Genomic DNA, 18,825 nt, shown 5'->3' with positions numbered 1-18,825 from the left:
GGAGCTCGGCGGCCAGAAGAGGCGGGCGGGTACGCCGGTATCGGCCGTGCCCGCCGTACGCTGGGCGGATGACGCGGCTGATCGTGGCGGGCGGAGGTGGCGGGGACGCCGTTGCCGCCGCGGTGATCGATCGGGCTCTGTACCGGGACGGGACGGCCGATGACCGGGCCGTGGTCCTGACCTACGCCTGGGACCGGCTGCTCGTCGACCCCGTTCCCGGGCCCCGGGGAGCCGTCGGCTTCACCGGGCTGCGGGCACTGACACCCAGCGTGTACGCCGTGCCCGAGGACGCGAAACCGGTGGCGCCGGCCGGGTCCACACTGCCCCGGCTGGCCGCCGAGCTGCCGCACACCTTCGCCCTGCTCGATCCCCACCACGGGGTGACGGGCATGGTCCGGCAGCTGGAAGAGGTGATCGAGCACCTGGCCCCGGCGTCGGTCGACCTGCTGGACGTGGGCGGTGACATCCTCGCGCGGGGTGATGAGCCGACGCTGCGCAGCCCGCTCGGGGACGCGCTGTCGCTCGCCGCGTGTGCCCAGGTCGACGCGGAGATCCGGCTGCTGGTCGCCGGGCCGGGGCTGGACGGGGAGATTCCGGTGGCGGTGCTGCGCGAACGGCTCGGGGCGGTGGTCCATACGCTGACCGCCGAGGACGTCGCGCCCATCGGCCCCGTCATGGAATGGCATCCGTCGGAGGCCACCGGCATGCTCACGGCGGCGGCGCGGGGCGTGCGCGGGCTGTGCGAGGTACGGGACGCGGGGCTGACGATCCCGCTGACGGACGACGGGCCCGTGGTGCACGAGGCGGATCTCGACGCCGCGTTCCGCCGGAACCTGCTCGCCGGCGCCATCGCCGACACGACCGGCCTCGCCGAGGCCGAGGGGCACTGCCGGGACGTCTGCGGATACTCGGAGATCGACTACGAACGGGAGAAGGCCGCGCGGTTCCGGGCGACGCCCGAGGGACCGTTCCGGCCCAGGGCCGTACTCGACCAGGTCGCCCGATACGCGGAGGAGGCCCACGCCCGGGGGGTCAGCCACACCACCTTCCGCCGCCTCACCGAGGTCCTCGGCCTCAGCGGTGCCCAACGCGCCGACCTGCGGGCTTTGCTGATCGGGACTCAGCCCGAGCGGTATGACGCCCCGCTGTGGCGACTGTGATCGCTCGGATGGGGTACAGTTGATCTCGCAACGCCGCCCCGAGGGGCGGGAGTTGATGCGTCGGTCGTCTAAGGAAAGATACTCGTCTCCAAACGAGGGATGTAGGTGCAAGGCCTGCTCGGCGCTCCGGTATGAAGACCCTCCCCTGATCATCAGGGGAGGGTCTTTTTCGTCTGTCCGACGTCCGGCGCACTGCGCCCCGCGTCCGCGGCGTCCGTGTTCGTACCCTCCCCCTTCGGCCCCGTTCCCCCCTCAGCACCTCGTCGGCGTCGCCCTCGGCGGTCGGCCGCCCGGGTGGCGGTGGCGCCAGGTCCAGAAGACCACCGCGGACACCAGGCACCAGCCCGCCAGCACCAGGAAGGGGAAGGCGTGCTGGTGCTGGCGGAAGTAGATCGCGGTGTGCTGGGCGTTGACCGACGCGCCCGGCGGGAGCCAGCGGCCGATGGTGCCGAGGAGGGACGGGAGCAGGGGCCAGGAGACGGCGCCGCCGGAGGAGGGGTTGCCGAGGAGCACCATCAGACCCCAGGTGGGGATGAGCGCCCAGCGTCCGAAGAGGACGTTGAACATCGAGAACACCAGCCCCGAGGTGAACATCGTCAGCGCCAGGATCGCCCAGGACTCGGGGAACGGGAGCCGCAGCGCGCCCAGCCCCCAGTCGACGATCGCCGCGATCGTGAACCCGCCGAGCAGGGCGTACGCGATGATGAAGAGGATCCGTTCGCCCGGGTTGAGCCCGGAGGCGTTCACGCTGAGCTGGATGGCGCCGAGGAAGCCGATGATGGTGGCGGCCAGGGAGATGTAGAAGACCGCGAGGCCGCGCGGATCGCCGCGCTGGAGCGGCTTCACGTCCGTGACCTCGACCGGCACCCTGGCGGCCCGGCCGACCTTCACGGCCGCCTGGGTGAGCACCTGGGCGACGCTCGACCCCGCCGCACTGGCGACGTCCAGCCGCACCCCGTGGTCGCGCATCCGCAGGACCGCGAAGACCCGCTGCTCCTCCAGGGACCAGCGGGCCTGCTCGTCGGAGGGGTAGGCGTGCAGCCGCAGGGAGGCGTTCAGGGCCTTCTCCATCCCGGCGATGAACCGGTGCCGCGGGGCGGCGGTGCCGTCGTCGGTGACCACCACGGCGGTGGGGATCTTCCGGGGCGTGGGGTTGGCGAAGGCGTAGGTGTACGAGCCCGCGAAGAGTCCCGCGCCCGCGGAGATGATCAACACGATGACGGTCGCGGGGAAGTACGGGGACCGTTTGAAGGAGGTCCACACCGATCGCGGTGATCGACGCTCGGGGTCTGGGCGCTGCGCCAGGTCATCGGCCATGAGGCCACGCTAAAGCGACTATCTCGGACATACCGCGCGACGCGGCGCGGACGGAAATGGTTCGCCAGCCGTTTTCGGAAGGTGAGATCCTGGGATCCGTATGTCCACGACGCCTGCCCCCGCCCTGCCCGCCCTGCTGGAGCGGCTGCCCGAGCTGATGCTGCGCGACCAGCAGCGGCTGGGGCGCCGCCTCGACGGAGTGCGCCGGATCCGTAAGCCCGAGGCCCGAGCCACCGTACTCGAGGAGATCGCCGAGGAGATCACGCGTGCCGAGCTGAGGGTCGCGGACCGCCGCGCCGCCGTGCCGGCCGTCACCTATCCGGAAGAGCTGCCGGTCAGCCAGAAGAAGGACGCGATCCTCGAGGCCGTCCGGGATCACCAGGTGGTGATCGTCGCGGGTGAGACGGGCTCCGGGAAGACCACCCAGATCCCGAAGATCTGCCTGGAGCTCGGGCGCGGCGTCAAGGGCCTTATCGGCCATACGCAGCCCCGCCGGATCGCGGCCCGTACCGTGGCCGAGCGCATCGCCGAGGAGCTGCGCTCGCCGCTGGGCGAGTCCGTCGGCTGGAAGGTCCGCTTCACCGACCAGGTGAGCAAGGACACCCACGTCAAGCTGATGACCGACGGCATCCTGCTGGCCGAGATCCAGACCGACCGCGAGCTGCGCCAGTACGACACGATCATCATCGACGAGGCCCATGAGCGCAGCCTCAACATCGACTTCCTGCTCGGCTATCTGGCCCAGCTGCTGCCCCGCCGCCCCGACCTCAAGGTCGTGATCACCTCCGCCACCATCGACCCGGAGCGCTTCTCCCGGCATTTCGGCGACGCCCCGATCGTCGAGGTCAGCGGACGTACGTATCCGGTCGAGGTGCGCTACCGCCCGCTGCTGGAGGAGGGCGGCGAGGACGGCGACCGCGACCAGATCACCGCGATCTGCGACGCGGTCGACGAGCTCCAGGCCGAGGGCCCCGGCGACATCCTGGTCTTCCTCTCCGGTGAGCGGGAGATCCGCGACACCGCCGACGCGCTGAACAAGAAGAAGCTCCCGGCCACCGAGGTGCTTCCGCTGTACGCCCGGCTGTCGCACGCCGAGCAGCACCGGGTCTTCCAGAGACACACCGGCCGCCGGATCGTGCTGGCGACGAACGTCGCCGAGACCTCGCTGACCGTCCCCGGCATCCGCTACGTGATCGATCCGGGCGCCGCCCGGATCTCCCGTTACAGCCACCGCACCAAGGTCCAGCGGCTGCCCATCGAGCCGATCTCGCAGGCCAGCGCCAATCAGCGGAAGGGCCGCTGCGGCCGGACCAGCGACGGCATCTGCATCCGGCTGTACTCCGAGGACGACTTCCTCACCCGCCCGGAGTTCACCGACGCCGAGATCCTCCGCACCAACCTGGCCTCCGTCATCCTCCAGATGACCGCCGCCGGCCTCGGCGACATCGAGAAGTTCCCCTTCATCGATCCGCCGGACCGCCGCAACATCAAGGACGGCATCCAGCTCCTGGAAGAGCTGCACGCCCTGGACAGCAAGCAGAAGGACCCGCGCAAGCGGCTCACCCAGGTCGGCCGGAAGCTGGCCCAGCTGCCGGTGGACCCGCGGCTGGCCCGGATGGTGCTGGAGGCGGACCGCAACGGCTGTGTCCGCGAGGTGATGGTGATCGCGGCGGCGCTGTCCATCCAGGACCCGCGCGAGCGTCCCTCCGACAAGCAGCAGCAGGCGGATCAGAGCCACGCCCGCTTCAAGGACGAGTCCAGCGACTTCCTGGCCTTCCTCAACCTGTGGAAGTACATCCGGGAGCGGCAGAAGGAGCTGTCCTCGTCCGCCTTCCGCCGGATGTGCCGCAATGAGTTCCTCAACTACCTGCGCATACGCGAATGGCAGGACATCTACAGCCAGCTGCGCACGGTCGCCAAGACCATGGACATCCACATGTCCGAGCAGGACGCGGCGCCCGACCATATCCACACCTCGCTGCTGGCGGGGCTGCTCTCCCATGTGGGTCTCAAGGACACCGACAAGAACGAGTACTTGGGCGCGCGCAGCGCCAAGTTCGCGGTGTTCCCCGGCTCGGCGCTGTTCAAGAAGCCGCCGCGCTGGGTGATGTCGGCCGAGCTGGTGGAGACGTCCCGGCTGTGGGCGCGGGTCAACGCGCGGATCGAGCCGGAGTGGATCGAGCCGCTCGCCCAGCACCTGGTCAAACGCACCTACAGCGAACCGCACTGGGAGCAGAAGCAGGCCGCGGTGATGGCGTATGAGCGGGTCACGCTCTACGGTGTGCCGATCGTCGCCCAGCGGAAGGTCAACTACGGCCGGATCGACCCGGAGACCAGCCGCGACCTGTTCATCCGCAACGCCCTGGTGGAGGGCGACTGGCGCACCCACCACCAGTTCTTCCACGACAACCGCAAACTGCTGGGCGAGGTCGAGGAGCTGGAGCACCGTGCCCGGCGCCGCGACATCCTCGTGGACGACGAGACGCTCTTCGACTTCTACGACCAGCGGATCCCCGAGCACGTGGTCTCGGGCGCGCATTTCGACTCCTGGTGGAAGCACAAACGGCGCGAGGCGCCGGAGCTCCTCACCTTCGAGAAGTCGATGCTCATCAACGAGCGGGCGCAGGACGTCACCAAGGACGCCTACCCGGACTCCTGGCGCCAGGGGCGGCTCAAGTTCAAGGTGACCTACCAGTTCGAGCCGGGCGCGGACGCGGACGGCGTGACGGTCCACATCCCGCTCCAGGTGCTCAACCAGGTCACCGCCGACGGTTTCGACTGGCAGATCCCGGGGCTGCGCGAGGACCTGGTCACCGAGCTGATCCGCTCGCTGCCCAAACCGGTCCGCCGGCACTACGTCCCGGCGCCGAACTACGCCAAGCGCTTCCTGGACGCCGCCGTGCCCCTCCAGGAGCCGCTGACGGCGGCGCTGGGGCGCGAGCTGCACCGGATGGTGGGCGTGCGGATCGAGCCGGAGGACTGGGACCTGGCGAAGGTCCCCGACCACCTCAAGATCACCTTCCGGGTGGTGGACGAGCGGCGCCGCAAGCTCGCCGAGGACAAGGACCTGGAGGCGCTGCGGCAGCGGCTGCGGCCGAAGACGCGGGCCGCGATCTCCAAGGCGTTCGAGTCCTCCAAGGAGGCCGTGGGGATCGAGCAGCGCGGCGGGCTGACCCGGTGGACGGTCGGGACGCTGCCGCGCACCTTCGAGACGCGCCGCGGCGGCCAGCCGGTCAAGGCGTATCCGGCGCTCGTCGACGAGGGCGCGTCGGTGGCCGTGCGGCTCTTCGACACCGAGGCCGAGCAGCGGGAGGCGATGTGGCGGGGGACGCGCCGGCTGATCCTGCTCCAGCTGCCGTCCAACCCCGCCAAGTTCGTCCAGGGCAAGCTCTCCAACCAGGCGAAGCTGGCGCTTGCCAGCAGTCCGCACGGCAGTGTGCAGGCGCTTTTCGACGACTGCGTGGCCGCCGCGGCCGACCGGCTGATCGCGACCCACGGCGGCCCGGTCTGGGACGAGGAGTCGTTCCGCAAGCTCTTCGACGCGGTGCGCACCGACATCATGGACACCACGCTGGACACCGTGCGCAAGGTCCAGGAGGTGCTGGCGGCCTGGCAGTCGTGCGAGCGGCGGCTGAAGGCCACCCGCAGCCCCGTTCTGCTGCCGTCCCTCACCGACATCAGGGAGCAGCTCTCGGAGCTCATCACACCGGGTTTCGTGACCGCGCACGGCGTACGGCGGCTTCCGGACCTCATGCGCTATCTGGTGGCCGTGGACCGGCGGCTCCAGCAGCTCCCGGTCAACGCCGACCGGGACCGCGCCCGGATGGCGAAGGTGCGGGAGATGCGGGACGAGTACGCCTGGCTGCTGGAGCAGTTCCCGCCGGGGCGCCCGGTGCCCCAGGAGGCGCTGGAGATCCGGTGGATGATCGAGGAGCTGCGGGTCAGCTACTTCGCGCACGCCCTCGGCACGGCCTATCCGGTGTCCGACAAGCGCATCGTGAAGGCCATCGACGCGGCGGCGCCGTAGAGGTGCCCCAGGGGGCTCCGGCGGGCCGCCGGGGCCCCGCCGGGCGCGAGTTCGACCGCACCCCCTGACCTGCTGTAGAGTCTGCAACGCAGCGCACACCGCGCGACGCACAGCGGCGAAGCCGCGGGCGTCGGTGTTGGTCCTGTGGAGCAGTTTGGAGTGCTCGCCACCCTGTCAAGGTGGAGGCCGCGGGTTCAAATCCCGTCAGGACCGCTTTCCCGGAAGGCCCGGATCCATTCATGGATCCGGGCCTTTCGCATCTTGACGGCCCACCGCAGGCAGCGGTACCCAGACTAAAAGGTGTGCTCGGGGGTGCGCGGGAGGTGCGGCGTATGACGACGTCCGCGAAGCATGAGACCAGGGCGCTGCTGCGGGCCCATCTGGCGGCCGCCGCGAGCTACCGCCACTTCACCCGGCACTGTCCGGTCTGCCACCGCCTGCTGCGGCTGGCGATGGAGCCCTCGGGGGCCGACGGGGCCATGGGCCGGGCCGACCGCGAGGAGACGGCCACGGCGCCCCCGCCAACTCCATGATCCCTTACGGCAGTTGCCTCCTACCGCAACCAGCTGCCACAAGGCAACAGCTGGTTAGTGTGACAGGAGTCACTGAATGGGTTTCCGGAGTGAGGGAACTTACACCCCGCTTACCGCGGGTCAATTTAATATGTGCAATTGCACCGTCTGTCCATGCCCCCCGCGGGCACCTCGGAAGCCCCCTCCGGACCGCCTCCGGCGGGCCGAACGATCGGCCCTCCAGGGCCACTTGAAGCCCTGCGGAGGCCACCTCCGGAAGGCCGTCGCGGGCCTGCGTCGCCGGACATAAAAAGATCGCGCCGGACCCGGCGGAGTCCAGCGCGATCAACGACGCACCCATGTCGAGCGGTGGAGGGCCTGTTGGGGCAGGCGCCCGTCGTGGTGGAGCTATACAGGCGAAAGCCGGGCTGGGGGGCCCGGAAATGCCCGGTTATGCGGTTGTTCAGGCCTCGCTGCGCTGCTGCGGGATGCCCGCAAGAAGTGCACGGACCTCCGCTTCGCGGTAGCGCCGATGCCCTCCGAGCGTGCGGATGGACGTGAGCTTGCCTGCCTTGGCCCAGCGCGTGACCGTCTTCGGGTCCACGCGGAACATCGTGGCAACCTCAGCCGGGGTCAGCAGCGGCTCGGCATCAGGGGTGCGAGCGGTCATGAGCGGCCTCCTCGGGAGAACCGAACCATCACGGTTCTTTCCTCTAAATTCTGCACCTTGACCCGCGTTGCCCGAAATGGCGGACGCGAGCCGAGTCGGTTATAGGACGAACGGCTTGTCCTCGGCACTACAACTACACCATCTGTCCAGCCCCGTCGGCCAAACCGATGGAATTGCCCTCTCAGGTGTCCAACCTCAACGGAAGCCGATGGACCATGTCATAGCGGACAGTCACGCGGCCGTGACGATCAGTCACAACAGGATCAGTGGTCATCAGATCCGTCAAGGAGTGCAATACCGATGAATCCGCCCATAGTTGGGCGGAAGGAGCCCCTCCCGGACTCGTTGTCCTATTTTGACACGAGGATGGGGGATTGCCGCAAGGCCCGAAGTCCGTGCTTTAGGTCACGATTGGGGCAATGGCCCGGATCGGGACCTACGTCCCCTCTGTGCCGGAGGCCCGTTCGACCGCCGGTCCGGTCAGCTGGCGTTCTGCCGCCCGCGGACCGTGCTCCAGCGGTCGGTCAGCCGCTCGTACGCGGCACCCGCCCGCTCCCCGTCCCCGTCGCGCAGCGCCGCGAGGCCCTCCGCCACATCCGCGGCCGAATGGTCGTCCTCGAGCTGCCCGGCCGGCACCGTGTGCACCAGGCCGCCGTAGTCCAGCTCGACCAGTGACCGGGGGTGGAACTCCTCGAGCCACCGGCCGACGTCCACCAGCCCGTCGATCAGCGGCCCCTCGCCGAGGGCCTCCTTGAGCACCTTAAGGCCACGCGCCACCCGGCGCCGCGCCTGGACCATGGGGGTGCGGTAACGGAGGATGAGACCGTCGTCACCCTTGGTGTACTCGCGCTCCTCGTCCGAGAAGAGCACGAACCAGCGCACCGGCACATGCCAGGTGGCCGAGCGGATCCACGGCCGGGCGTCCGGATTGCGCTCCAGCCACCGCTCGTAGTCCGCCACCGCCTGCCGGCGCACCACCGGGGGCAGGGCCGCGTCCAGGAGGGGCCCGGGGAGGCGCTCCGGCAGCTCTTCGAGGGCCAGCCAGCCCCTCAGCCGGGTGCGCCACGGACAGACGCATGTGACGCCGTCCACGGCCGTCACGAAGGCGTCCGCGCTCTCGTGCACCGGGACCGCCACCGGCGGCACCGGCAGCAGGTCCGCGAGCGAGCGGCGCAGCTCGTCCTGCGCGCCGGGCAGGTCGTCGCGCTTGGCATACCGCGCCCAGTGCGATCTCTCCGGCTCCGGGAACGCTGCCAGTGGCTCATAGACCCGGAGATACGCCGCGTACGGGACAATCACCGAAGACGCCAAGGTCACACGCGCTCCCTCAAGGCTGAGACCACCGCCAGGGGCTCCCTTACCCCCACCTGACGGCATCGTCCCATGCCCGCCATCCGGACTCGTCGGGGACATGGCCGATCTGCGCGGCCCCAGGGCTTACGCTCTTGGCCACGGCCCTCCCCACCAGCAAGGAGGGCGTCTACCCCGACCTATGGGAGTCACCACCGTGACTGACGTACGTCACACCGTCAGCGTCGACGGTCCGACGGAGAGTCGCGCACCGAACCCTCTCTCACCGCTCTCGACGCTGTTCCGGTCCGATCTCGGCGGGCATGAGCAGGTCCTGCTCTGCCAGGACCGGGAAAGCGGCCTGAAGGCCGTCATCGCCCTCCACTCCACCGCCCTGGGCCCGGCCCTCGGCGGCACCCGCTTCCACGCCTACGCCTCCGAGGAGCACCCCGAAGAAGCGGCGCTCCTGGACGCGCTCAACCTGGCCCGCGGCATGTCCTACAAGAACGCGCTCGCCGGGCTCGACCACGGCGGCGGCAAGGCCGTGATCCTCGGCGATCCCGAGGAGATCAAGACCGAAAAGCTGCTGCTCGCCTACGGTCGCTTCGTGGCCTCCCTCGGTGGCCGCTACGTCACCGCCTGTGATGTGGGCACCTATGTGGCCGACATGGACGTCATCGCCCGTGAGTGCCCCTGGACCACCGGCCGCTCCCCCGAGCACGGCGGCGCCGGCGACTCCTCGGTACTGACCGCCTTCGGCGTCTTCCAGGGCATGCGGGCGAGCGCCCAGGCGTGCTGGGGCGCGCCCACGCTGCGCGGCCGCCGGGTCGGCATCGCGGGGGTCGGCAAGGTCGGCCACCACCTGGTGGAGCACCTGCTGGAGGACGGCGCCGAGGTCGTGGTCACCGATGTGCGCGGCGAGTCGGTGGACCGTGTGCTGGCCCGCCACCCCCGGGTCCAGGCGGTCCGGGACACCGAGGCGCTGATCCGCGCCGACCTGGACGTCTACGCTCCGTGCGCGCTCGGCGGCGCCCTGGACGACGCCACGGTGCCGGTCCTGACCGCGAAGGTGGTGTGCGGCGCGGCCAACAACCAGCTGGCCCATCCGGGCGTCGAGAAGGACCTGGCCGGCCGCGGCATCCTCTACGCGCCGGACTACGTGGTGAACGCCGGTGGCGTCATCCAGGTGGCCGATGAGCTGCACGGTTTCGATTTCGATCGGGCCAAGGCAAAGGCAGCAAAGATTTTCGATACGACTTTGGCCATATTCGATCGGGCACGGACCGACGGCATTCCGCCGGCCGCGGCCGCCGACCGGCTGGCCGAGCACCGGATGGCCGAGGGCCACGACGCCTGAGACAGGCTGAGGCAGGCTGAGGCAGTCCGGGACCGCTCGGCAGCCTCCGGGAAGCGGCGTGGACGGGCCGTGCGGGACCTTGCCGTAGGCCGCCGGACGGGGGACGCGGAAGCCCCCGGAGGGCCATTGGCGAGAGATCCCTCACGGCCTGTCGGCGGGTCGGCGCCCAAGACACGTTAAAATCGCAGCTGACCAGCGAGGAACGGGCTCCTCGCGGGTTCTGCCTCGTGGCACGTCGTGTGGGCGACGTACCGTATGGCCACAGAAGCAGGTACCGTTGAAGCCCTACGGACCGGTCTCTCCCGAGAGCCCGCTCCGATTTATGAACGTGAACGCGTGTCAAGACTCTGGGGCCGTCGAGCCCCGTCGTTGAGGGGGTCGAGCCATGGGGCGCGGCCGGGCCAAGGCCAAGCAGACGAAGGTCGCCCGCCAGCTGAAGTACAACAGCGGTGGGACGGATCTCTCACGCCTGGCCGAGGAGCTGGGCGCATCGACATCGAGCCAGCCACCGAATGGCGAGCGGTTCGAGGACGATGAGCTGGACGACGACCCGTACGCACAGTACGCGGATCTGTACAACGATGAGGACGAGGACGACGACCAGTCCGATCCGTCCCCGCAGCGTCGCCGCGCCTGAACCACCCGTTCGAGGCGCTGGGCTTTTCGCCGCACACCTCCACCGGTCCGGGGTACCCGCCTCGGACCGGCTTCTGTGCTGCCCGCGCAGCGGGCGCGGCCGGATCAGCGCGCATAGTCACCGGTCAGCGTCACCGCGTCCGCGCTCTCGGCCGTCCGCTCGGTGATCTCACCGCTGACCCAGGCGTCCACCCCGCGGTCGGCGAGTGTGGTGAGCGCCACGTCGACGGAGTCGGCCGGGACGACGGCCATCATGCCGACGCCCATGTTGAGGGTCTTCTCCAGCTCCAGGCGCTCGACCGAGCCGGCCTGACCCACCAGCTGGAAGATCGCGCCGGGGGTCCAGGTCGAGCGGTCCACGACCGCGCGCAGCCCGTCGGGGATGACCCGGGCGAGGTTGTTGGCGAGCCCGCCGCCGGTGATGTGCGAGAAGGCGTGCACCTCGGTGGTGCGGGTGAGGGCCAGGCAGTCCAGCGAGTAGATCCGGGTGGGCTCCAGCAGCTCCTCCCCCAGCGTCCGGCCGAGCTCCGGCACCTCGCGGTCCAGCGCCCAGCCGGCCCGGTCGAAGAGCACATGGCGAACGAGTGAGTACCCGTTCGAGTGAAGTCCGGACGACGCCATGGCGATCACCGCATCACCCGTTCGGATACGGTCCGCGCCGAGCACCTGATCGGCCTCGACCACGCCCGTACCGGCCCCGGCGACATCGAAGTCATCGGCGCCCAGCAGCCCCGGGTGCTCGGCGGTCTCGCCGCCCACCAGGGCGCAGCCGGCCAGCGCACAGCCCTCGGCGATGCCCTTGACGATGGCGGCGACGCGCTCGGGGTAGACCTTGCCGACGCAGATGTAGTCGGTCATGAAGAGCGGCTCGGCGCCACAGACCACCAGGTCGTCCACGACCATGCCGACCAGGTCGCGGCCGATGGTGTCGTACACGCCCACCCGCCGGGCGATGTCCACCTTGGTACCCACCCCGTCGGTGGCGGAGGCGAGCAGCGGACGCCGGTAGCGGGCCAGGGCGGAGGCGTCGAAGAGGCCGGCGAATCCGCCGAGCCCGCCCACGACCTCGGGGCGGCTCGCCTTCTTCACCCACTCCTTCATCAGCTCGACGGCGCGGTCGCCCGCTTCGATGTCGACGCCCGCGGCGGCGTAAGTGGACCCGGACTCGGACGGGCGTGTCATGACGTTGAGATCTTTCGTATCGGGGACGACAGGCGTGCGGCGCTCAGGGGCGGCGCAGGGCGTCGGCACCGCCGACACCAGCGGTCAGCGACCTCACACCATCGGCGTCGGCGCTGCTCGGGGCCTGTGTTTCGGACTCCAGGAGGTGCTTGCCCAGCAGCTCCGGATCCGGCAGCTCCATCGGGTACTCACCGTCGAAGCAGGCACGGCACAGATTCGGCTTGGCGATCGTGGTCGCCTCGATCATGCCGTCGATGGAGATGTACGCCAGCGAATCGGCGCCCAGCGACTTGCCGATCTCCTCGACCGAGAGACCGTTGGCGATCAGCTCGGCGCGGGTGGCGAAATCGATGCCGAAGAAGCACGGCCACTTGATCGGCGGGGACGAGATCCGGATGTGGACCTCGGCGGCCCCGGCCTCACGGAGCATCCGCACCAGGGCGCGCTGGGTGTTGCCGCGCACGATCGAGTCGTCGACCACGACCAGGCGCTTGCCCTTGATGACTTCCTTGAGGGGGTTCAGCTTCAGCCGGATGCCGAGCTGGCGGATGGTCTGCGAGGGCTGGATGAACGTACGGCCGACGTACGCGTTCTTCACCAGGCCCGAGCCGTAGGGGATGCCGCTGGCCTCGGCGTAGCCGATGGCGGCGGGGGTGCCGGACTCCGGGGTCGCTATCACCAGGTCGGCGTCGGCCGGGGACTCCTTGGCCAGTTTGCGGCCCATCTCGACGCGGGAGAGGTACACGTTCCGGCCCGCGATGTCGGTGTCGGGGCGGGCAAGGTACACGTACTCGAAGACACAGCCCTTGGGCCGGGCCTGCGCGAAGGTGGTGGAGCGCAGCCCCTCCTCGTCGATGGCGACCATCTCGCCGGGCTCGATCTCACGGATGAACGACGCGCCCACGATGTCCAGGGCGGCGGTCTCGGACGCCACTACCCAGCCGCGCTCGAGGCGGCCGAGGACCAGCGGGCGGATTCCCTGCGGGTCACGCGCCGCGTACAGCGTGTGCTCATCCATGAAAACGAGGCTGAAAGCACCCTTGACCTTGGGCAGGACGACCGGGGCCGCCTGCTCGACGGTCAGCGGCTTGCCGTCCTCGTCCACCTGGCCCGCGAGCAGGGCGGTGACCAGATCGGTGTCATTGGTCGCCGCGACCTGGGTGGCCCGGCCGCCGTCCCGCGGCAGGGCCGCGACCAGCTCCGCCAGCTCGGCGGTGTTGACCAGGTTCCCGTTGTGGCCGAGCGCGATCGAACCGTGCGCGGTGGCCCGGAAGGTGGGCTGCGCGTTCTCCCACACCGAGGCTCCGGTGGTGGAGTAGCGGGCATGGCCGACCGCGATATGGCCCGTGAGGGAGCCGAGGGAGGTCTCGTCGAAGACCTGTGAGACCAGGCCCATGTCCTTGAAGACGAGAATCTGGGAGCCGTTGCTCACCGCGATGCCCGCGGACTCCTGTCCGCGGTGCTGCAGTGCGTACAGCCCGAAATAGGTGAGTTTGGCGACCTCTTCACCCGGCGCCCAGACTCCGAAGACGCCGCATGCGTCCTGGGGGCCCTTCTCACCGGGGAGCAGGTCGTGGCTGAGTCGTCCGTCACCACGTGGCACGTCATCGAGTCTAGGCCAGTTCCGCGGTGCCTCCGAACGAGGGACCCGCGAGGGGGGCGCATGTCACATTCCCGCGCACCGCCCCGGATGCCCCGGAACCCGCGCCCCACCTGCGCACGGCCGAAGGTCCGGAGGACAGCTGTCCAGGTGCTGAGACGGCCGGCTGGGGCAAGGATCACATCCGGCCGGAACGGACCGTGACTACCCCAGCACGGGGAGGTGCGCGGAGAGGTCGGCGCGGTCGCCGCTCGCCGTCAGCGGCGCCGACTCCAGGGCCTCGGCCCAGGTCAGGCGGCCCGTGGCGAGGCGGAGCCAGGTCAGCGGGTCGGTCTCGACGACGTTCGGCGGGGTGCCGCGGGTGTGCCGGGGGCCCTCGACGCACTGGACCACGGCGAACGGGGGGATGCGGACCTCGACCGAACCGCCGGGCGCCTTCGCCGCGAGGGCGTCGGCGAGCACCCGGGTGGCGGTGGCCAGCGCCTGGCGGTCGTGGGCGACGGGGACACCGGTGGCGGCCGTCAGATCGTCGGCGTGGACCACCAGCTCCACACAGCGGGTGACGAGGTAGTCGTCGAGCCGCATCGCCCCGACACGAGTGGCCAGCAGCCGGTCACCGGGCGCCACGGAGGTCGTCTCCGCGAACCGTTCCTCGGCGCGCTCCAGCAGCTCGCCCGGGTCGGCGCCGGCCGCGAGCGCGCGGGTGTCCGCGTCGATCCGGTCGGCATGCGCGTCCGTCGCGGTGGCCCAGCCGGTGACAGTGGTCTGCCGCGCGGGCGGCGCGGGCTGCTCCAGCAGGCGGACGACGGACCGAACGGCCATCCCCAGGTGCGCGATCAGCTCCCGGACCGTCCAGTCGCCGAGCCGGGTCGGGGCGTCCAGGCCCGTCTCGTCCAGTCCCCCGACCGCCTCCCGCACCCGCCGCAGCTGCGCGATCACGGCGGTCCGGGTCTTGGCGGGGTCATAGCTGCGGGCACGGGCACGAGACGGCATGCGGAGAGCTTAGAGGCCCGGGAAGGAGCAGGATGGAGGAAGAAGGGTTATCCATCGGTACGAAAGGTGTGAAATCCCATGGGCGAGCACCCCGATTGCGCCCTGGTGCGTCGCGCCTGTACGGCCTTCTCGGAGGGCGATCTGGATACGGTGGCGACGCTGGTCACGACGGACGTCATCCACCATGTGCCGGGTGACAACACGATCTCCGGCCATCACAAGGGCCGGGACGCCTGCCTGGAGCTGTACCGCACGATGTCCGAGGAGACCGGCGGCACCATGCGGGTCGACCTGGAGACGGTGATGTGCGACGGTCGCGGACACGCGATGGCGGTGCACCATCTGCGCGCGGAGCGCGGCAACCGCGGCCTGGACATGAAGAACGGAGACTTCTTCACCATCGTCGGCGGAAAGATCACCGACATCGACGAATGCGCCGAGGACATCGATGCCCTGAACGCCTTCTGGGGCACCTGACGGCACATGACGCACGGACACGAACGGACCGCACGGCCCGCGCCCTGACAGCAGGGGGCGGGCCGTACGGTCCCTCACAAGGTCAGGCCATGCGCCGGGGTCAGGCCAGCAGGCCCGGGATCGTCGCCTCGTACGACTCCCGCAGCTCGGCCAGCGGGATGGAGAACTGCCCCTGGACCTCGATCGCGTCGCCGTCGACCACGCCGATACGGGTCACCGGAAGTCCCCGCGCCCCGCACATGTCGTTGAAGCGGACCTCCTCGCTGCGCGGTACGGCGACGATCGCCCGGCCCGCGGACTCGGAGAACAGCAGGACGAACGGGTCCAGGCCGTCGGGGACGACGATCCGGGCACCCTTGCCGCCGCGCAGACACGACTCGGTCAGCGCCTGGATCAGACCGCCGTCGGACAGGTCGTGGGCCGCGTCCACCATGCCGTCGCGCGAGGCCGAGATCAGGATCTCGGCGAGCAGCCGCTCACGCTCCAGGTCCACCTTCGGCGGCAGTCCGCCCAGGTGGTCGTGGATCACCTGGGACCAGGCCGACCCGCCCAGCTCCTCGGCGGTGTCGCCCAGCAGGTAGAGCAGCTGGCCCTCCTCCGCGAAGGCGATCGGGGTGCGGCGGGCCACATCGTCGATGACCCCGAGGACGGCGACGACCGGCGTCGGGTGGATGGCCGTCTCCCCGGTCTGGTTGTACAGCGACACATTGCCGCCGGTGACCGGGGTGCCCAGGGTCAGGCAGCCGTCGGCCAGACCCCGGGTGGCCTCCGCGAACTGCCACATGACCGCGGGGTCCTCCGGCGAGCCGAAGTTGAGGCAGTTGGAGATGGCGAGCGGCTTGGCGCCGGACGCGGCCACGTTCCGGTACGACTCGGCGAGCGCGAGCTGCGCCCCCGCGTACGGGTCGAGCTTGGCGTAGCGGCCGTTGCCGTCCGTGGCGACGGCCACGCCCAGGCCGGTCTCCTCGTCCACCCGGACCATGCCGGAGTCCTCGGGCTGGGCGAGGACCGTGTTGCCCTGGACGAACCGGTCGTACTGGTCGGTGATCCAGGACTTGGACGCCTGGTTCGGGGACGAGACCACCGTGAGGACCTGCTCGCGCAGCTCCTCGGCGGTGGCCGGACGCGGCAGCTTGGCCGCGTCGTCGGCCTGGAGCGCGTCCTGCCACTCGGGGCGGGCGTAGGGGCGCTCGTAGACCGGGCCCTCGTGGGCGACGGTGCGCGGCGGGACGTCGACGATCTGCTCGCCGTGCCAGTAGATCTCCAGCCGCTCGCCGTCGGTGACCTCACCGATGACGGTGGCTATGACGTCCCACTTCTCGCAGATCTCCAGGAAGCGGTCGACCTTCTCGGGCTGCACGATCGCGCACATGCGCTCCTGCGACTCGCTCATCAGGATCTCCTCGGGGGAGAGCGAGGAGTCGCGCAGCGGCACGGTGTCGAGCTCGACCCGCATCCCGCCGGAGCCGGCGCTGGCCAGCTCGCTGGTGGCGCAGGACAGACCCGCGCCGCCGAGGTCCTGGATGCCCTCGACCAGGTCCTCCTTGAAGACCTCCAGGGTGCACTCGATGAGCAGCTTCTCCTGGAAGGGGTCGCCGACCTGGACGGCGGGGCGCTTGGCGGGTTTCGAATCGTCGAAGGTCTCCGAGGCCAGCACGGAGACGCCGCCGATGCCGTCGCCACCGGTGCGGGCGCCGTAGAGGATCACCTTGTTGCCGGCGCCGGCCGCCTTGGCGAGGTGGATGTCCGCATGCTTCATCACACCCACGCAGAGCGCGTTGACCAGCGGGTTTCCCTGGTAGCAGGGGTCGAAGACGACCTCGCCGCCGATGTTGGGCAGGCCCAGGCAGTTGCCGTAGCCGCCGATGCCCGCGACCACGCCGGGCAGCACCCGCTTGGTGTCCGCGTGGTCGGCGGCGCCGAAGCGCAGCGGGTCCATGACGGCCACCGGGCGGGCGCCCATGGCGAGGATGTCGCGGACGATGCCGCCGACGCCGGTGGCCGCGCCCTGGTAGGGCTCGATGTAGGAGGGGTGGTTGTGCGACTCGACCTTGAAGGTGACGGCGTAGCCCTGGCCGACGTCGACCACACCCGCGTTCTCGCCGATGCCGACGAGCAGGGCGTCGCTCTCGGGGGCCTTCTCGCCGAACTGCCGCAGATGGACCTTGCTCGACTTGTACGAGCAGTGCTCGGACCACATGACGGAGTACATCGCGAGCTCGGCGCCGGTGGGGCGGCGGCCCAGGATGGCGCGGATGCGCTCGTACTCGTCCTGCTTGAGACCGAGCTCGGCCCAGGGCTGCTCGGCGTCCGGGGTCTGCGCCGCGTGCTTAGTGGTGTCCAGGGTCATGCGCTGACCAGCCTCTTGAGGATCGAGGTGAAGAATCCGAGGCCGTCGGTGCGACCGGTGCCGATCAGCGGTTCGACGGCGTGCTCGGGGTGGGGCATGAGGCCGACGACATTGCCGGCCGCATTGGAGATACCGGCGATGTCGCGCAGCGAGCCGTTGGGGTTGAGCTCCCGATAGCGGAAGACGACGCGCCCCTCGGCCTCGAGTTCATCGAGCACGCGCTCATCGGCGACATAGCGGCCGTCGATGTTCTTCAACGGGATGTTGATCTCCTGGCCCTGCTCGTAGGAGCGGGTCCAGGCGGTCTCCGCGTTTTCCACTCGCAACTTCTGATCACGGCAGATGAAGTGCAGGTGGTTGTTCCGCAGCATCGCACCTGGGAGCAGATGGGTCTCGGTGAGAACCTGGAAGCCATTGCAGATGCCAAGCACCGGCATACCGGCCTTCGCCTGGTCGATCACCGACTCCATTACCGGGGAGAACCGGGAGATCGCTCCGGCCCGGAGATAGTCGCCATAGGAGAAGCCGCCCGGCAGGATCACCGCGTCGACCTGCTTGAGGTCCTTGTCACGGTGCCACAGCGGTACGGCTTCCAGCCCGGCGGTGCGGACCGCGCGCTGGGTGTCGCGATCGTCGAGCGTGCCGGGGAAGGTGACGACTCCGACGCGCGCGGTCACGATCCCGCCTTCCCGGCGGCGGCGTCGGCACCCTCGCCGACCTCGACCTTCACGGAGAAGTCTTCGATCACGGTGTTCGCGAGGAAGGTCTCGGCGATCTCATGGATACGGGCGAGGGCGGCGTCATCGACCGGGCCCTCCACCTCGAGTTCAAAGCGCTTGCCCTGACGGACATCGGCGATCCCCTCGAAACCGAGGCGGGGCAGTGCTCGCTGCACCGCCTGGCCCTGGGGGTCGAGGATCTCCGGCTTGAGCATGACGTCGACTACGACGCGTGCCACTGGCACTCCCGGTGGTGTGGTGCTGGTGCGTAAGGCGGTAGCCCAAGCCTACCCCGGCGAAAAATCTACGCGAGTAGATAACAGGGGTTCGGTCACGTTTAAGCATCGTCGGCGGCACCTGACAGGGAAAGGTCATGGAAAACGTAAGGTCCCGGTCGCGGCATGACACGCGGATGGAATTACCGGGGTTCACAATGCAATGCCAGTAGCTGTACAAATGAAAAAGCATTGTTCGACAACAACTGGACAGCTGACATCTTTGCACGTCAACGCATCGATGCAGCCCGAAAGGACCG

15 protein-coding genes and 1 tRNA gene are annotated in these 18,825 nt (G+C 69.7%); 7 read left to right on the top strand and 9 right to left on the bottom strand.

Features of this window, described 5'->3' with window-relative positions:
- Window positions 1-68: 68 nt before the first annotated feature.
- On the top strand, window positions 69-1,160 hold the full coding sequence (locus PS467_RS22405) for a DUF1152 domain-containing protein (protein WP_311036759.1): 1,092 nt from the start codon (window positions 69-71) through the stop codon (window positions 1,158-1,160).
- A gap of 252 nt (window positions 1,161-1,412) precedes the next feature.
- Here PS467_RS22405 and PS467_RS22400 read toward each other — a convergent pair whose 3' ends face one another.
- Window positions 1,413-2,477, bottom strand: coding sequence for an ABC-2 transporter permease (locus tag PS467_RS22400; RefSeq protein WP_311036758.1), 1,065 nt, complete (start codon window positions 2,475-2,477; stop codon window positions 1,413-1,415).
- Between the two features lie 100 nt (window positions 2,478-2,577).
- Here PS467_RS22400 and hrpA point away from each other — a divergent pair, with 100 nt between their 5' ends.
- From hrpA to PS467_RS22385, 3 genes are all read left to right on the top strand, one after another.
- The gene (gene hrpA / locus PS467_RS22395; RefSeq protein WP_311036757.1) at window positions 2,578-6,504 is read left to right on the top strand and encodes an ATP-dependent RNA helicase HrpA; all 3,927 of its coding nucleotides are present in this window, start codon (window positions 2,578-2,580) and stop codon (window positions 6,502-6,504) included.
- A gap of 138 nt (window positions 6,505-6,642) precedes the next feature.
- Window positions 6,643-6,717, top strand: a tRNA-Asp gene (locus PS467_RS22390).
- 119 nt (window positions 6,718-6,836) lie between these two features.
- Window positions 6,837-7,037 carry a DUF6274 family protein gene (locus PS467_RS22385; RefSeq protein WP_311036756.1) on the top strand — a complete coding sequence of 67 codons (201 nt, stop codon included), beginning with the start codon at window positions 6,837-6,839 and terminating at the stop codon, window positions 7,035-7,037.
- A gap of 442 nt (window positions 7,038-7,479) precedes the next feature.
- Here the strand turns inward: PS467_RS22385 and bldC are convergent, their stop codons facing one another.
- Entirely contained in the window at window positions 7,480-7,686 is a 207-nt protein-coding gene (bldC, locus tag PS467_RS22380; RefSeq protein WP_003949541.1) for a developmental transcriptional regulator BldC, read from the bottom strand.
- A gap of 480 nt (window positions 7,687-8,166) precedes the next feature.
- Window positions 8,167-9,003 (bottom strand): DUF8083 family protein, encoded by an 837-nt coding sequence (locus tag PS467_RS22375; RefSeq protein WP_268973440.1) that lies wholly within the window; start codon window positions 9,001-9,003, stop codon window positions 8,167-8,169.
- 175 nt (window positions 9,004-9,178) lie between these two features.
- Between PS467_RS22375 and PS467_RS22370 the strand changes: the two genes are divergently transcribed.
- Together PS467_RS22370 and PS467_RS22365 are read left to right on the top strand one after the other, a co-directional pair.
- Window positions 9,179-10,333, top strand: coding sequence for a Leu/Phe/Val dehydrogenase (locus PS467_RS22370; RefSeq protein WP_311036755.1), 1,155 nt, complete (start codon window positions 9,179-9,181; stop codon window positions 10,331-10,333).
- 385 nt (window positions 10,334-10,718) lie between these two features.
- Entirely contained in the window at window positions 10,719-10,970 is a 252-nt protein-coding gene (locus tag PS467_RS22365) for a DUF3073 domain-containing protein (protein WP_311036754.1), read from the top strand.
- Window positions 10,971-11,074: 104 nt separating this feature from the next.
- Here the strand turns inward: PS467_RS22365 and purM are convergent, their stop codons facing one another.
- The 3 genes from purM to PS467_RS22350 form a co-directional block, all read right to left on the bottom strand.
- On the bottom strand, window positions 11,075-12,151 hold the full coding sequence (purM, locus tag PS467_RS22360; protein WP_268973437.1) for a phosphoribosylformylglycinamidine cyclo-ligase: 1,077 nt from the start codon (window positions 12,149-12,151) through the stop codon (window positions 11,075-11,077).
- A 43-nt stretch (window positions 12,152-12,194) separates the two neighbouring features.
- Window positions 12,195-13,754: an amidophosphoribosyltransferase gene (gene purF / locus PS467_RS22355; RefSeq protein ID WP_268973436.1), complete on the bottom strand. Its 1,560-nt coding sequence runs from the start codon at window positions 13,752-13,754 to the stop codon at window positions 12,195-12,197.
- Between the two features lie 201 nt (window positions 13,755-13,955).
- A complete protein-coding gene (locus PS467_RS22350) occupies window positions 13,956-14,744 on the bottom strand; it encodes a maleylpyruvate isomerase family mycothiol-dependent enzyme (protein ID WP_268973434.1) in 789 nt (262 codons plus the stop codon).
- A 78-nt stretch (window positions 14,745-14,822) separates the two neighbouring features.
- Between PS467_RS22350 and PS467_RS22345 the strand changes: the two genes are divergently transcribed.
- Window positions 14,823-15,221 (top strand): nuclear transport factor 2 family protein, encoded by a 399-nt coding sequence (locus PS467_RS22345; RefSeq protein WP_311036753.1) that lies wholly within the window; start codon window positions 14,823-14,825, stop codon window positions 15,219-15,221.
- Window positions 15,222-15,321: 100 nt separating this feature from the next.
- Here PS467_RS22345 and purL read toward each other — a convergent pair whose 3' ends face one another.
- From purL to purS, 3 genes are read right to left on the bottom strand one after another with little or no spacing between them, the layout of a single operon-like run.
- Complete coding sequence (gene purL / locus PS467_RS22340; protein ID WP_311036752.1) at window positions 15,322-17,571, bottom strand: phosphoribosylformylglycinamidine synthase subunit PurL; 2,250 nt, start codon at window positions 17,569-17,571, stop codon at window positions 15,322-15,324.
- Complete coding sequence (gene purQ / locus PS467_RS22335) at window positions 17,568-18,248, bottom strand: phosphoribosylformylglycinamidine synthase subunit PurQ (RefSeq protein WP_268973431.1); 681 nt, start codon at window positions 18,246-18,248, stop codon at window positions 17,568-17,570. Before purQ ends, purL begins: the two co-directional genes overlap by 4 nt.
- Window positions 18,245-18,529 (bottom strand): phosphoribosylformylglycinamidine synthase subunit PurS, encoded by a 285-nt coding sequence (purS, locus tag PS467_RS22330; RefSeq protein ID WP_268973430.1) that lies wholly within the window; start codon window positions 18,527-18,529, stop codon window positions 18,245-18,247. Before purS ends, purQ begins: the two co-directional genes overlap by 4 nt.
- Between the last annotated feature and the right edge of the window lie 296 nt (window positions 18,530-18,825).

The sequence above is a fragment of the Streptomyces luomodiensis genome (assembly GCF_031679605.1).
Classification (GTDB): domain Bacteria; phylum Actinomycetota; class Actinomycetes; order Streptomycetales; family Streptomycetaceae; genus Streptomyces; species Streptomyces luomodiensis.
This window is presented reverse-complemented; position numbering and strand designations above follow the sequence as displayed.

Excerpts from the sequence above, each read along its gene's own strand:
- hrpA (WP_311036757.1), top strand. The coding sequence starts at position 2,578 with ATGTCCACGACGCCTGCCCCCGCCCTGCCCGCCCTGCTGGAGCGGCTG.
- PS467_RS22345 (WP_311036753.1), top strand. The coding sequence starts at position 14,823 with ATGGGCGAGCACCCCGATTGCGCCCTGGTGCGTCGCGCCTGTACGGCC.
- PS467_RS22400 (WP_311036758.1), bottom strand. The coding sequence starts at position 2,477 with ATGGCCGATGACCTGGCGCAGCGCCCAGACCCCGAGCGTCGATCACCG.
- purM (WP_268973437.1), bottom strand. The coding sequence starts at position 12,151 with ATGACACGCCCGTCCGAGTCCGGGTCCACTTACGCCGCCGCGGGCGTC.
- PS467_RS22405 (WP_311036759.1), top strand. The coding sequence starts at position 69 with ATGACGCGGCTGATCGTGGCGGGCGGAGGTGGCGGGGACGCCGTTGCC.
- PS467_RS22385 (WP_311036756.1), top strand. The coding sequence starts at position 6,837 with ATGACGACGTCCGCGAAGCATGAGACCAGGGCGCTGCTGCGGGCCCAT.
- PS467_RS22350 (WP_268973434.1), bottom strand. The coding sequence starts at position 14,744 with ATGCCGTCTCGTGCCCGTGCCCGCAGCTATGACCCCGCCAAGACCCGG.
- purL (WP_311036752.1), bottom strand. The coding sequence starts at position 17,571 with ATGACCCTGGACACCACTAAGCACGCGGCGCAGACCCCGGACGCCGAG.
- bldC (WP_003949541.1), bottom strand. The coding sequence starts at position 7,686 with ATGACCGCTCGCACCCCTGATGCCGAGCCGCTGCTGACCCCGGCTGAG.
- PS467_RS22370 (WP_311036755.1), top strand. The coding sequence starts at position 9,179 with ATGGGAGTCACCACCGTGACTGACGTACGTCACACCGTCAGCGTCGAC.
- PS467_RS22365 (WP_311036754.1), top strand. The coding sequence starts at position 10,719 with ATGGGGCGCGGCCGGGCCAAGGCCAAGCAGACGAAGGTCGCCCGCCAG.